The following is a 12655-nucleotide window of genomic DNA, read 5'->3' as shown; positions in this document are numbered from 1 at the left end:
GACGGACCGGTAAAAGAACGGTCCCGAACGAGTACGTCCGTCGACCGAGCCGCGCGTGGAATTTATAAAACCCCGTCGTGGGACGGACACGACTCTCCCGGCCGGAAACCGTTCTATCGACGATGACAGCGCGCGGGCTCGACGGGGTCTCGATCGGTATCGTGGGCGGCGGCGTCGGCGGGCTCTCGGCGGCCGCGCACCTCGCCGACGCCGGGGCCGAGGTGACGCTCTACGAGCGCCGCGAGCGCGTGGGCGGGGTGGCCGGCCGGCTGGAACGCGACGGGTTCCGGTTCGACACCGGTCCCTCGTGGTACCTCATGCCGGACGTGTTCGAACGCTTCTTCGAGCGATTCGGCCGCGAACCGGAGGACTTCTACGAGCTGGAGCGGCTCGACCCGCACTACCGCGTGTTCTGGGACGACGGGGACCGGGTCGACGTCCCCGCGGACCCGGACGCGGCCGCGGCGCTGTTCGACTCGTACGAGGCCGGCGCGGGCGACGCGTTTCGCCGGTACCTCGACGACGCCGAGACGGCCTACGAGGTCGGACTGGACAGCTTCGTGCGGCCGGGGCGGTCGCGGTTCCGCGACTACCTCTCGACCGACGTCCTCGCCGGCGGCCGCAAGCTCAACCTGTTCGACACGCTCGACGAACACGTCGCGTCGTACGTCGAGCACCCGAAGCTCCGCCAGCTGCTCCAGTACACCCTCGTCTTCCTCGGCGGGTCGCCGTACAACACCCCCGCCCTGTACCAGCTGATGAGCCACGTGGACTTCGGGCACGGCGTCTACTACCCGCTCGGCGGGATGTACGAGGTGATCGAGGCGATCGAGGCGGTCGCGACGGCGCAGGGCGCGGACGTCCACACGGGGGTCGGCGTCACCGGAATCGAGCCGGGCCCCGACGAGGTCGCCGTCGAGCTGGGCGGCGACCGCTACGTCCACGACCGGGTCGTCTGTAACGCGCCGCCCGAGCACGTCGAGCGCGAGCTGCTCCCCGAGGGCGCGGTGCCCCGTTTCGGCGACTACTGGGACCGGCGGACGTACGGCCCGAGCGCCTTCCTGCTCTACCTCGGCGTGGAGGGGTCCCTCGACTCGCTGGCGCACCACACATTGGCGCTGCCGACCGACTGGAAGCCCCACTTCGACGCCATCTTCGAGTCGCCCGCGTGGCCCGAGAACCCGACGATATACGTGAACGTCCCCTCGCGCACCGACCCGTCGGTCGCGCCGGAGGGCCACGAGACGGTCGTGACGCTCGTCCCGATCGCGCCAGGCTTGGACGACGGCCCCGACCGCCGGGCCGCGTTCCGCGAGCGCGTCCTCGACGCGGTCGCGTCGTACACCGAGACCGACCTCCGCGACCGGATCGTCGTCGAGGAGTCGGCGTCCGTCTCCGACTTCGCTGACCGGTTCGACCGACCGGGCGGGAGCGCGCTCGGGCTCGCGCACACGATGAGACAGACGGGACCGCTCCGCCCCGGCCCGCGGGTCCGGGGGGTCGACCGGCTCTACTACGTCGGCGGGAGCAGCAACCCCGGGATCGGCGTCCCGATGTGCCTGCTGAGCGGGGAGCACTGCGCCGACGCGGTCGCGGCGGACGTCGCCGGCGGTCCTTTCGACCGGATTCCGCTGATCGGGCGATGAACGGGAGACTTTGGATCGACCGTTCATTATCGGGCCGCAGAAGCTGAGGTTTTCGAACTATTCCGCCCGAGACCGGAATCCGTTGAGAAACCCTTACCTGTCAGGTTGGTCCATTTAATTGTCCCGCGACGTAAGGAGGTACGTCGCATGATCGAAACAGCAGCGGCCGACCTACTCGCGCAGGGAATCGTCCCGCTCGAAATGACTCAAACCGACGTGTTCCAAGCGATTCAGAGCGATCAGCTCCTGAGCGCGTCGCTCTGGATAAACATCGCCCTCGCGGGCCTGTCCATCCTCCTGTTCGTGTACATGGGCCGGAACGTGGAGGACCCCCGCGCTCAGCTGATCTTCGTCGCCACGCTGATGGTACCGCTGGTGTCGATATCGAGCTACACCGGACTCGTCTCCGGACTCACGGTCAGCTTCCTCGAGATGCCGGCCGGACACGCGCTGGCCGGTCAGGAGGTGCTCACTCCGTGGGGCCGGTATCTCACGTGGGCGCTGTCGACGCCGATGATCCTCATCGCGCTCGGCCTGCTCGCCGGCTCGAACATGACGAAGCTGTTCACGGCCGTCGTGGCCGACATCGGGATGTGCGTCACCGGTCTCGCGGCCGCGCTGACCACGTCCTCATACATGCTACGCTGGGTCTGGTACGTCATCAGCTGCGCCTTCTTCGCCGTCGTCCTCTACATCCTGCTCGCCGAGTGGGCACGGGACGCAGAGGTCGCCGGCACCGCCGAGATCTTCAACACGCTGAAGGTGCTCACCGTGGTCCTGTGGCTCGGCTACCCGATCTTCTGGGCGCTCGGCGCCGAGGGGCTCGCGGTGCTCGACGTCGCGATCACCTCGTGGGCGTACAGCGGGATGGACATCATCGCGAAGTACCTCTTCGCGTTCCTCCTCCTGCGGTGGGTCGTCGACAACGAGAGCGCGGTCGCCAAGGTGGCCTCGGGCCTCGGCTCCGCCTCCGGCGGCGCCTCGCCCGCCGACGACTGAGGCCGGCCGACCGCCCCGCGGTTCCACTCTTCCTTTTTGCCATCGCTCCGTCCAGCCGGTCGGCCGCCGGTCCGGCCGAGAGCAAAGCGCTAAACCCGCGGCGGCGGTGGAACGGGACATGAAGCAGGCCATCGTCGCCCGCACGGACATCGGCATGGGCGAGGGGAAGCTCGCCGCGCAGGTCGCGCACGCGTCGCTGTCGGCGTACCAGGACGCGGGGCGCCGCGCCCGCAAGAAGTGGCAGGGCGACGGACAGAAGAAGGTCGTGCTGAAGGGCGACTCCGAGAGCCAGCTGTTCGCGCTGGCCGACAAGGCGGAGACGGAGGGGATCCCGTACGCCATCGTCCGAGACGCGGGCCACACCCAACTGGAGCCGGGGACCGTCACCGCGCTCGCCGTCGGGCCCGCCCGCGACGACACCGTCGACCGCGTGACCGGCGACCTCTCGCTGTACTAGATGGCCTCCGAACGCGACCTCCGCGAGGCGCACCCGACCGAGCGCGCGGTCGGCATGGACTACTACGTCAGTGACGCCGACGGGATCGGCGGCCGGCTCCGGGAGTCTCCCGAGGACTTCCGCGTCCGCGAACTGGAGGCGTTCGAGCCGGAGCCGCTCGGCGCAGACCGCGGGAGCTACCCCGAACTTGTCGTCCGCGTCACGCTGCGCGACTGGGACACGAACGACTTCGCGCGCCGGATCTCCGACGCGCTCGGGATCAGCCGCGAGCGCGTCTCGTGGGCCGGCACGAAGGACAAGCGCGCGGTCACGACGCAGCTGTTCACGCTCCGCGAGGTCGACCCCGACGACCTCCCCGCGATCCGCGGCGCCGAGATCGAGGCGCTCGGTCGGGCCGGCCGGCGGCTCTCCTTCGGCGATCTGGCCGGAAACGCCTTCGAGATCCGGGTCGCCGACGCGGTGGGGGAGGCGCCCGGCCGCGTCGCCGACGCGGTGCGCGACCTCCGCGGGTTCGCGGGCGACGAGAGCGACTCGGTCGACGCCGCGAGCGCCGACACCGACCTCGCGAGCGGCGCGACCGTCGGCGTCCCGAACTACTTCGGCCAACAGCGGTTCGGAAGCCGGCGGCCCGTCACCCACGTCGTGGGGCTCGCGATCGCCCGGAACGACCCGCGCGAGGCGGTCCGGCTGTACGCGGGTAACCCCGCCCAGACGGAGCCTGACGACACGCGGGCCGCGCGCGACCGCGTCGACGCGGCGTTCGGCGTGAACCCCGAGGTCGCCGGGGAGGGTATCGCGGGCGGGGCGGCCGCCGCCGACGTCGCCGACGCCGAGCGCTCCGCCGCCGACGGTACCGGCGACGGCGACTGGGGCGCCTGCCTCGACGCGATCCCGGGCAAGCTCCGGTTCGAGCGCTCGATGGTCCACCGGCTCGCCGACCGCGGCGTCGCCCCCGACGCGCCGCCAGACGACGAGGACTGGTGGCACGCGCTGGAGGCGGTGCCGTCGAACCTCCAGCGCCTGTTCGTCAACGCGGCCCAGTCGTTCCTCTTCAACCGGATCGCGAGCGAGCGGCTCCGGCGCGGCCTCCCGTTCGATCGCCCCGTCGCCGGCGACGTGGTCTGCTTCGCCGACGGCGACGCCCCCGACGAGCTGTACGCCCCCGATACAGACCGACTCCAGCGGGTCGACGCCGACCGCGTGTCGGTCGTCTCCCGGCACTGCGAGCGCGGCCGGGCGTTCGTGACGGCTCCGCTCGTCGGGACCGAGACCGAACTCGGCGACGGCGAGCCCGGCGAGATCGAGCGCGAGGTCCTCGCCGACGCCGGGATCGAGCCCGGCGACTTCGCGCTCCCCGGCGAGTTCGACTCCGCGGGCACGCGCCGGGCGCTCCTCCTGCGCACCGACCTCGACGTGGCGTTCTCGGACGGAGACCCCCGGTTCGCGTTCGCGCTCCCGAGCGGATCGTACGCGACCGTGCTGCTCCGGGAGTTCACGAAGAGCGGGCCGCTCGACCTCTGAGCGGGGTGCGGACCCTCGACCGATCCTCGTTCGTGCATTACCGAGGCGTCGAGAGCGTCGAAAACACCACGATACTGCGGCCCGTTCCGAGCCGTTTTTGTGCGGGAGCCGTCAATCGGGGCCATGACCCGGATCGTCGTCATCGACCTCCACGGCCAGTTCACGCACCTCGAGCGGCGGGCGCTCCGCGACATCGGCGTCGACACCGAGATCGTCTCGGCCGAGGAGCCGGCCGACGAGGTGGAGGCGGACGGGGTCGTCCTCTCCGGCGGCCCCGACATGGACCGCGTCGGCAACGCGCCGGACTACCTCGATCTGGACGTCCCCGTCTTCGGTATCTGCCTCGGGATGCAGCTGATCGCGGCCGAGCTCGACGGCGAGGTCGGCGGCGGCGACTACGGCGGCTACGCCGACGTCGACGTGGAGATCGTCGACGACGAGGACCCGCTCGTCGGGTCGCTCTCGCCCGACACCCGCGTGTGGGCCTCGCACGCCGACGAAGTGAAGTCGCTCCCGGAGGGGTTCGCCCGGACCGCCACCTCCGACGTCTGCGGCATCGAGGCGATGTCGAACCCGGAGGCCGACCTGTACGGCGTCCAGTGGCACCCGGAGGTCGCCCACACCGAGCGCGGCGACGAGGTGTTCGAGAACTTCGTTTCGATCTGCGAGTCGGCGTAGACGCTCCCCCCGTTTTCGGCCCCGCTCACTCTTCCACCCGCGCGGTCAGTACCGGCGCCTCGCTGTGTCGCACGACCCGCTCGGCGACCGATCCGGCCGCGATGAACCGGCCGACCCCGGTCCGACCGTGCGTCCCCATCACGATCAGGTCGGCCCCGTAGTCGTCCGCGGCGTCGAGGATCGCCTCGTGCGGCCGGCCGCGCCGGAGGTGCCTCTCGACCGGAACGCCGCGCTCCGCGCCGGCCGCGGCGACGGCGTCGAGCGCGCGCTCGCCGCGCTCCTCCTCGCGCTCGACGACCACGTCCCAGCGGTCGGCGCCGGCGATCGTCTCGTCGACCACGAACAGCGCGTGGATCCGCGCGCCGGCCAACTCGGCGATGCTGCCCGCGTGTTCGACGGCGTCATCGCTCCCGGGACTCCCGTCGGTCGCACAGAGGATCTCGTCGTACATCGCGGCCGAGTCTTCCCCCGCGGCTCAGAGCCGGTACCGGCGGACGTGTTCGGTCCCGCAGCTCGGGCACTCACGTCGGTACTCGACGGTCCCGCCGGTGGTGACCGCCTCCCACTCGCCCGCGTCGTCGACGAACCCGCACTCCTCGCAGGCGAGGGCGCTTCCGTCGAGCCGAGCACGGAGCCGATCGAACGCCGACGTGCCGCCGTAGCTCGATGACATGCGGTAACAGTTCACAATACTTCGATTAATAGCTGTCGGTGAGGGTCCCGTGGGGACCGCGCCGCTCCCGTGCGTCGCTCTCGGACCCGTGACGCGCGTCGAGGCCGCGACGGTCGGACCCGTCGTCGGGATAGTCGGACCCGTCGTCAGCGTAGTCGGACCCGTCGCCAGGCTCGTCGGACTCGTCGAAAAGCGGGAGGAAACGACCGCTTACTCCGCGAACAGCTCATCGACCGCCTCGCCGGCGGTCTCGGCCGCCTCGCGGGCGACCGCGTCGGGGTCGGGGTCCTCCGGGGCGTTCAGGTAGACGTCGACGTCGAGCACGCCCTCCTCGAACGTCACCGTGACGTCGAGGTCGGTCACCGCCGACTGGTCGTAGTGGGCGAAAATGACGCCCTCCGCGGCCTCGGCCGCGGTGCGGACCACTTCGTCGTCCGACGGCTCGTCGCTCATCGAACGCTTACGCGCCGCCCGCGCCCGGACCGCCCGGGCCCATCGGACCGCCGCCGCCGGCGCCGCCCTGAAGCATCTGCTGGAGCTCGCCCTGCAGGTCGTCGAACTGCTCCTCGACGCGCTCCTCCTGTTTCTGGAGCTGCTCGACGCGGACCTCGAGCGAGTCGACCTTGTTCTCGAGGTCGTCGTAGGCGGACTCGTAGTCCGTCTCGACGAGGACCTCGCCGATCTCGCGGTACATTCCGGCGTCCTCGTCGACGTCTTCGAGGGCGTCGAGCGCCGTCTTCGACTCGTTGAGCGCGGTCTGCGCCTGCTCCCTCTGCTCGGCGACCTGCTGTGCGGTCTCCTGCAGTTCCTGAAGCTCCTCGATCTTCTCCTGTGCCTCGGGCGGCATGTTCCCTTGCATAGGCGAAGTGAGGCGGTCCGGACGGAAAAACCCACGTCTTCGTCCCCATCGGCCGTACCGCCGGAGAGGGACCGTGAGCGGGCGGACAGCGGGGGATCTCCGAATCGGGTCGGCGGTTACCCGCGACCGGACGCGGCCTCGACCCGCTCCGCGACCTCGACGAGTCGGGACCAGCTGTTGATCCCGGCGCGGAGGGCGACGAGGTCGTCCGCGGCGACCCGGACCCGAACCGCGTCGCCGTCGCGGGAGACGGTCGCGGCCGAGCGCGCGTCGTCGATCTCGCCGACCTCGGGGGCGAGCGCGTCGGCGACGAGCCGTGCGCGCCGCTCGGAGGGGTAGGCGAACGAGAGGACCGTCTCGTGTGCGCGGGACGCCGTCACGGTCGGATCGGCCCGGACGGTTACTCGACGTTCACTTCCTTCACGTCGCCGCCGCGCTCCTTCAGGAGGACGCGGTGGCCGCAGTACGGGCAGCGCACGCCGCCGTACTCGTCGAGGGTGACGTCGCGCTTACAGCGGGAGCACTTGTAGCTCATTACCTATTCCTCGTCGGCGAGCGCGGCGCGGATGGAGCGGCGGACGGTGCGGCCGCCGGGCGTCTCGGGGCGGTACGCGCCGCCCGTGAACGTCTCGCCGGTCTCCTCGTTCACCCAGATGCCGGTGCCCTTGCGCGTGACGTCGTCGCCGTCGACGGTCGCGTTGCGCATCTCCTCTTCGATGTCCTGGACCCGCTTGCGGGAGACCCGGCCGTAGCGAGCGCCGAATCGGCCCGCACTACCGGTGCTTCGTGCCTTGTCCTCAGCCATAGTGAGTCCGTCTACCGCCAGCGCGGGTAAAAAGGCTACGAGTCGGGGGCGCCGCGGGGGACGGGCCGACCGAGCCAGAGACGCGGAGATATCGACGCTTCGACCCCGCTGCGGGCGCTCGATTCGCGAGTCTGACATCGGTGGTCAACTGAGACACTGAAGCGGCGGCGCGCCGCCGAGCGGTCGCCATCGGCGACCGCGAGGGGCCCGCGAGGGACGCGGTGAGCGCTCGGAGAGCGCGAACCGCGAGGCTGGGGAGGCGTGAGGCGTATCACGGTGCGGTCGGACGGGACTCAAAGGGGCTTTGGAGGCGTTCGGTTTCGATCCGTTGTCGACCACGTCTAGCCGAGTGGCCGGGGCTTCGGAGGCGTTCGCTGCCGTTCCAGCGGTTACTGTTTATAAGTAATCGACCGTATCGCCGGGTCCGTACTCCGAGTATCGACCGCAACGCCTTTCACAACTAAGTAATATCACTAAGTTGTATGCAAGGATTCGACGGCTTCAGCGACGTGAGCGAGACCGACGTGACGAAGGCGATCGGCAACGAGTGGACCGACGGCTTCCTCGAGTTCACCGACTCCGAGGTCATCGTCCTCGGCGGCGGTCCGTCCGGATTGATGGCGGCCAAGGAGCTGGCCGAGCGCGGCGTGAAGGTCATGATCGTCGAGAAGAACAACTACCTCGGCGGCGGCTTCTGGCTCGGCGGGTTCTTGATGAACACCGTCACCGTCCGGGACCCCGCCCAAGAGATCCTCGACGACCTCGACGTCGACTACGAGCCGGTCGAGGACGTCGACGGCCTCTACACGTCGGCCGGCCCCGAGGCCTGTTCCGGGCTGATCAAGGCCGCCTGCGACGCCGGCGCGCGCGTCCAGAACATGACGGAGTTCACCGACCTCGTCGTCCGCGAGGACCACCGCGTCGGCGGGATCGTGATGAACTGGACGCCCGTCCACGCGCTCCCGCGCGAGATAACCTGCGTCGACCCCATCGCGGTCGAGTCCGACCTCGTGATCGACGCGACCGGCCACGACGCGGTCGCGATCAGCAAGCTCGACGAGCGCGGCGTCCTCTCGGCGCCCGGCATCGAGCACGCGAAGGAGCACAACACCGGGATGGACCAGACCGGCGACGGCGAGTACGGCGCCCCCGGCCACGACTCGCCCGGCCACGACTCCATGTGGGTCGGCGAGAGCGAGGACCGAGTCGTCGAGCACACCGGCGTCGTCCACGACGGACTGATCGCGACCGGGATGGCGGTCGCGACCGCTCACGGCCTCCCCCGGATGGGCCCGACGTTCGGCGCGATGCTCGTCTCCGGGAAGCGCGCCGCGCAGTCCGCGCTCGACGAACTCGGCGTCGACGGCCCCGACGTCCGTCTCTCCGCGGGCGACGCGCCCGCGCCGGCCGACGACTGAGGCGCGGTCCGAGACGCGAACACCTCCCCCCGCCAACGCTCAGCGCCACGCTGACGACGCTCCTCCCCCGACGGATTTATTGTCGGTATCCGCAGAGCGACACCCATGTACTGGCGGGGCCACGTCGGCATCGCGCTGCTCGCGTACGCGCCGGTCGCGGGGGCGGTCCGGGTCGCCGGCGAGCCCGGACTGGCGGTCCTCGGCGCGGCGGTCGCCGTCGCGTGCTCGACGCTCCCCGACCTCGACCACCGACTGCCGGTCGCGCACCGCGGCCCGACGCACACGGTCGCGTTCGCCGTCGCCGCCGGGGCGTTCGCGGCGCTCGCGGCCGGGGTCGCTCCCCCTGCGAGCGCGCCGACCGGGGTCGCCCTCCCGCCGTGGACCCCGGCCTTCGTCGGCGGCGTCGCGACCCTCTCGCTCTGTTCGCACGTCGCCGGCGACGCGATCACGCCGATGGGGATCCGGCCGTTTCGCCCCCTCTCGGCGTGGCACGTCACGCTCGACCTGACGCCGGCGGCGAACCCGCGAGCGAACCGGCTGTTCCTCGGGGTCGGCGCCGCCGCCCTCGCGCTGTCGGTCGGACTCACTCCCTGACCGAACGCGTGACCGCGTCCGACGCCCGGCGAACGTCACGAACGTTCACTCGCTCCCGACTCAACCGTGTGCCTTTTTGCGGGCGTGCGCCGAACCCGGCGGTATGCGCAACGCAAAGATCGTCTGTACGATCGGTCCCGCGTCGGCCGACGCGGGGATGTCCGTCGTCCGGCTGAACGCCAGCCACGGGACGACGGCCCACCGCGAGAAGGTCATCGAGCGGGCCCGCGCGGTCGACGACGCGATCGATGACCCGCTCGCGGTGATGGTCGACCTGAAGGGTCCGGAGGTCCGCACCGCGGAGCTCGACGAGCCGATCCGGCTCGCGACGGGCTCCGAGGTGACGTTCGCGGAGGGCGACGGCGCCACTCCCGAGCGCGTGGGGCTCACGCACTCCATCGCGGCCGCCGGCCCGGACGACACGGTCCTCCTCGACGACGGCCGGATCGAGTGCCGCGTCGAGCGGGTCGACGGCGACGCCGTCGTCGCCACCGTCGTCTCCGGCGGGGAGCTCAGTTCGCGGAAGGGCGTCAACCTCCCCGGCGTCGCCATCGACGTCGACCTGATCACGCCCGAGGACGAAGACGAGCTCGACCTGGCCGTCCGGACGAACGCCGACTTCGTCGCGGCCTCCTTCGTGCGGAACGCCGCCGACGTCTACGAGATCGCCGACGAGCTCGAGGAGCGCGGCGGCGACGACATCCCGGTCGTCGCGAAGATCGAGCGGGCCGGCGCGGTCGAGAACCTCGACGGCATCGTCGACGCCGCGGACGGCGTGATGGTCGCGCGCGGCGACCTCGGCGTGGAGTGCCCGCTGGAGGACGTCCCCGTCATTCAAAAGCGGATCATCCGGAAGTGCGTCAACGCGGGCGTCCCCGTCATCACCGCGACGGAGATGCTCGACTCGATGGTCCACTCGCGCCGGCCGACCCGCGCGGAGGCCTCGGACGTCGCCAACGCGGTCCTCGACGGCACCGACGCGGTGATGCTCTCGGGCGAGACCGCCATCGGCGACGACCCCGTCAACGTCGTGGAGACGATGGACCGCATCGTCCGCGAGGTCGAGTCCAGCGACGAGTACGCGGAGACGCGCGAGCAGCGCGTCCCGGCCGCCGCGGAGGGCTCGCGAACCGAGGCGCTGGCGCGCTCGGCCCGCTACCTCGCCCGCGACATCGGCGCGTCCACCGTTGTCGCGGTGTCGGAGTCCGGCTTCACGGCCCGTAAGACCGCGATGTTCCGGCCGGGCGTCCCCGTGGTCGCGACGACCCCGAACGACCGGGTCCGGCGACAGCTCGCGCTCTCGTGGGGGGTCAGACCCGTCCTGACCGGGTACGCCAGCGACATGGAGGCGATCCTCGACAACGCGGTCGACGCCGCGCTCGACACCGGCGGCGCCTCGTCCGGGGACACGCTCGTGGTGCTCTCCGGGATGCTGACCGAGTTCGAGGGGACGAACACGACGAACACGCTGAAGGTCCACGTCGCGGCCGAGACGCTGGTGACCGGGAAGGCGGCGGTCGCGGGCCGCGTCGCCGCGCCCGTCCACCGGACCGACGACGGCGACCTGAGCGAGGTTCCCGCGGGCTCCATCGTCGCGCTCGGCCCCGGCTTCGAGGGCGAGTTCTCGGGTGACCTCGACGCGCTCGTCGGGATCATCGACGCCCGCGAGGGGATGACCGGCTACCCCGCCGTCGTCGCCCGCGAGCTCGGCGTCCCGATGGTCGCCGGCGCGACGCTCCCCGAGAGCGTCGCCGACGGGAGCGTGGTCACGCTCGACGGCGAGCGCGGCGTCATCTACGACGGCGACGTGATCGCGGCGGCGCGCAATCGATAGCCGGCCTCCCTCGCCGACCCGTACCCGCCAGCCATTTATCACCGACGCGCCTATCACCGGGCATGTCCAGCGATGAGGACGCCGACGGCGACACGCGGAGCCGGGCGAACGAGGCCCGAGACACCGACGGCGCCGGCGAGCGCCAGTGGCGGTTCGCCGTCGACGACGTCGGCCCGGACGGCGTCACGGAGGACACCGGCACTCCCGAAGAGGAGCCGATCGAACCCGGACCCATCGACGTCGAGAACGCCGTGTTCGTCGCGCTCGGGGTCGCGATCACGGTCGGCGTGCTGGTGTTCGGGTTCTGAGACACCTCGTCGACGGCGCGCGTCTTCCCCGGTTCTCAGCCGACGGCGCGCGTTCCCGCGTTTTCGCCGCTGACGGCCCGGCCCTCGTACTACCACTTATACCGCCGCGGCCGTACGTCCGGACATGGATCTGATCACGGGCGCCGGATCGCTCCTCCAGTCCGGACTGATCGGGCCGGACACGCTTCCCCTCCTGCTGTTGACGGCCGGCCTGCTGCTCTCTATGGCGGAGGCGCTCGCGCCGGGCGCGAACTTCATCGTCGTCGGTATCGCGCTGATCGGCGCGGGGCTCGGCGGGCTCCTGCTGACGTCGCTCGGTATCGCGGGCGCGGGCCTCACGCTCGTCATGGCGCTGCTGACGCTCCTCTTCGGCGCGGCCGCCTTCTACGGCTACCACGAGTTCGACCTGTACGGCGGGAAGGGCCAGCAACAGACCAGCGACAGCGACTCGCTGAAAGGGAAGACCGGCACCGTCACCGAGGTCGTGACGACCTCCGGCGGCGAGGTGAAGCTCTCCGGCGGCGGCTTCAACCCTTACTACTCCGCGCGCTCGATCGAGGGCACGATCGAGGAGGGCGAGGAGGTGATGGTCGTCGATCCCGGCGGCGGCAACGTCGTCACCGTCGAGTCGATGGGATACGTCGAGGACGACATCGACAAAGAGCTCGCGGCGGACCGCGCCCGGAAGGAGGCCGCCGAGGCCGCGGGCGGGGACGACTTGGAAGCGGAGACCGACGGGGAACGCGAGGCCGACGCCGAGACCGAGACCGAACGCGAGTGATCCCCCCCGGGGCCGCTCGGGACTCGGGTGGACAAGACACTTGTCCGGCCTCGCGGATACCCCGGTTATACAGACTGGAAGG

The 12655-nt window shown here is 71.0% G+C and carries 17 protein-coding genes; 10 read left to right on the top strand and 7 right to left on the bottom strand.

Going from position 1 to position 12655, the window contains the following annotated elements; all coding sequences use genetic code 11:
* The first annotated feature begins 122 nt into the window (after positions 1-122).
* The 5 genes from DJ73_RS06840 to DJ73_RS06820 all read left to right on the top strand — a co-directional run bounded on the left by DJ73_RS06840 (position 123) and on the right by DJ73_RS06820 (position 5301).
* The gene (locus DJ73_RS06840) at positions 123-1646 is read left to right on the top strand and encodes an NAD(P)/FAD-dependent oxidoreductase (protein WP_094557635.1); all 1524 of its coding nucleotides are present in this window, start codon (positions 123-125) and stop codon (positions 1644-1646) included.
* A gap of 201 nt (positions 1647-1847) precedes the next feature.
* Positions 1848-2645 (top strand): bacteriorhodopsin, encoded by a 798-nt coding sequence (locus DJ73_RS06835; protein ID WP_094525411.1) that lies wholly within the window; start codon positions 1848-1850, stop codon positions 2643-2645.
* A 118-nt stretch (positions 2646-2763) separates the two neighbouring features.
* Positions 2764-3102 carry a peptidyl-tRNA hydrolase Pth2 gene (pth2, locus tag DJ73_RS06830; RefSeq protein WP_094525351.1) on the top strand — a complete coding sequence of 113 codons (339 nt, stop codon included), beginning with the start codon at positions 2764-2766 and terminating at the stop codon, positions 3100-3102.
* Positions 3103-4623: a tRNA pseudouridine(13) synthase TruD gene (truD, locus tag DJ73_RS06825; RefSeq protein ID WP_094557634.1), complete on the top strand. Its 1521-nt coding sequence runs from the start codon at positions 3103-3105 to the stop codon at positions 4621-4623. It abuts the gene before it with no gap.
* Between the two features lie 123 nt (positions 4624-4746).
* Complete coding sequence (locus DJ73_RS06820; RefSeq protein ID WP_094526658.1) at positions 4747-5301, top strand: GMP synthase subunit A; 555 nt, start codon at positions 4747-4749, stop codon at positions 5299-5301.
* 25 nt (positions 5302-5326) lie between these two features.
* Here the strand turns inward: DJ73_RS06820 and DJ73_RS06815 are convergent, their stop codons facing one another.
* The 7 genes from DJ73_RS06815 to DJ73_RS06785 form a co-directional block, all read right to left on the bottom strand.
* On the bottom strand, positions 5327-5752 hold the full coding sequence (locus DJ73_RS06815) for a universal stress protein (RefSeq protein WP_094525354.1): 426 nt from the start codon (positions 5750-5752) through the stop codon (positions 5327-5329).
* Positions 5753-5776: 24 nt separating this feature from the next.
* Complete coding sequence (locus DJ73_RS06810; RefSeq protein WP_094557633.1) at positions 5777-5974, bottom strand: HVO_0649 family zinc finger protein; 198 nt, start codon at positions 5972-5974, stop codon at positions 5777-5779.
* 210 nt (positions 5975-6184) lie between these two features.
* Positions 6185-6427: a DUF3194 domain-containing protein gene (locus tag DJ73_RS06805; RefSeq protein ID WP_094525356.1), complete on the bottom strand. Its 243-nt coding sequence runs from the start codon at positions 6425-6427 to the stop codon at positions 6185-6187.
* 7 nt (positions 6428-6434) lie between these two features.
* Positions 6435-6821 carry a prefoldin subunit beta gene (locus DJ73_RS06800; protein WP_094525412.1) on the bottom strand — a complete coding sequence of 129 codons (387 nt, stop codon included), beginning with the start codon at positions 6819-6821 and terminating at the stop codon, positions 6435-6437.
* A 128-nt stretch (positions 6822-6949) separates the two neighbouring features.
* Positions 6950-7213: a KEOPS complex subunit Pcc1 gene (locus DJ73_RS06795; RefSeq protein WP_094557632.1), complete on the bottom strand. Its 264-nt coding sequence runs from the start codon at positions 7211-7213 to the stop codon at positions 6950-6952.
* Positions 7214-7233: 20 nt separating this feature from the next.
* Positions 7234-7368 (bottom strand): DNA-directed RNA polymerase subunit P, encoded by a 135-nt coding sequence (locus DJ73_RS06790; protein WP_004049526.1) that lies wholly within the window; start codon positions 7366-7368, stop codon positions 7234-7236.
* 3 nt (positions 7369-7371) lie between these two features.
* Positions 7372-7638: a 50S ribosomal protein L37ae gene (locus tag DJ73_RS06785; RefSeq protein ID WP_086220860.1), complete on the bottom strand. Its 267-nt coding sequence runs from the start codon at positions 7636-7638 to the stop codon at positions 7372-7374.
* A gap of 482 nt (positions 7639-8120) precedes the next feature.
* Here DJ73_RS06785 and DJ73_RS06780 point away from each other — a divergent pair, with 482 nt between their 5' ends.
* From DJ73_RS06780 to DJ73_RS06760, 5 genes are all read left to right on the top strand, one after another.
* The gene (locus DJ73_RS06780) at positions 8121-9056 is read left to right on the top strand and encodes a thiazole biosynthesis protein (protein ID WP_094557631.1); all 936 of its coding nucleotides are present in this window, start codon (positions 8121-8123) and stop codon (positions 9054-9056) included.
* Positions 9057-9161: 105 nt separating this feature from the next.
* Positions 9162-9650 (top strand): metal-dependent hydrolase, encoded by a 489-nt coding sequence (locus DJ73_RS06775; protein ID WP_094557630.1) that lies wholly within the window; start codon positions 9162-9164, stop codon positions 9648-9650.
* Positions 9651-9753: 103 nt separating this feature from the next.
* A complete protein-coding gene (gene pyk, locus DJ73_RS06770) occupies positions 9754-11484 on the top strand; it encodes a pyruvate kinase (RefSeq protein ID WP_094557629.1) in 1731 nt (576 codons plus the stop codon).
* Positions 11485-11546: 62 nt separating this feature from the next.
* Positions 11547-11792 carry a hypothetical protein gene (locus tag DJ73_RS06765; RefSeq protein ID WP_094525361.1) on the top strand — a complete coding sequence of 82 codons (246 nt, stop codon included), beginning with the start codon at positions 11547-11549 and terminating at the stop codon, positions 11790-11792.
* A gap of 124 nt (positions 11793-11916) precedes the next feature.
* Entirely contained in the window at positions 11917-12573 is a 657-nt protein-coding gene (locus DJ73_RS06760) for a protease (RefSeq protein WP_094525362.1), read from the top strand.
* The last annotated feature ends 82 nt before the right edge of the window (positions 12574-12655 follow it).

Origin of the sequence: Halorubrum sp. Ea1, from assembly GCF_002252965.1 — an archaeon.
In the GTDB taxonomy this organism is placed as follows: Archaea; Halobacteriota; Halobacteria; order Halobacteriales; family Haloferacaceae; genus Halorubrum.
This window is presented reverse-complemented; position numbering and strand designations above follow the sequence as displayed.